The sequence below is a fragment of the Ralstonia sp. VS2407 genome, assembly GCF_052950655.1.
This window is the reverse complement of sequence record NZ_JBRFVG010000139.1, coordinates 1-526: the sequence shown is the minus strand read 5'-3', so window position 1 is coordinate 526 and position 526 is coordinate 1. Positions and strand designations below refer to the sequence as shown.

1 protein-coding gene is annotated in these 526 nt (G+C 58.0%); it reads right to left on the bottom strand.

What is annotated here, in order from left to right; translation table 11 throughout:
• The coding region (locus ACU8YE_RS24270; RefSeq protein ID WP_446929925.1) for a CorA family divalent cation transporter at nucleotides 1-459 on the bottom strand (459 nt) is incomplete at its 3' end.
• Nucleotides 460-526 lie beyond the last annotated feature (67 nt).

Sequence of the window (526 nt, the reverse complement as noted above, 5' to 3'; positions counted from 1 at the left end):
ATCGAGAATAGCGTGGACGATACCCATCGGCCCATTCGAGACGAGGTCCGGGTTCGCGTCGAGGCGGTTGAGTACCTCCGCGATCTCTGGCAGATCGTTGCGATGAACGCTAACGACGCCGTGCCCGAACACCCACACCGAAACCCGCGAGACGATCAAACGACTGTTGGGATCATCGGTCTCACCAATGGTCGCGGCGTAGGTCGTGAGGAAGAGATGGTCAGGATAGCGAGTAACCTTCGGGCGCTCACCGGGAGCCTCGGCATCCTCAACAGTGTGAAAGTCCAGATTAAGCTCATCGGCCAAGATGTCGATGTCCTCACGGTCAGGAGCGGTGAGATCGTACCAGCTAAGCGTCCTGGTATCGGAGAGTTCCTCGTTTAGGGTCTCCAAAGGCACCGACTCTGCGATGACCTTGCCGTACTGCCACACTCGGGAGGAGAGTTGGGAAAGGCTCATCGGACCTCCTGGATGTCTGGGCTCACCATGTCCGAACTCATGATGACGGTATCGGCAGGATTGAGCG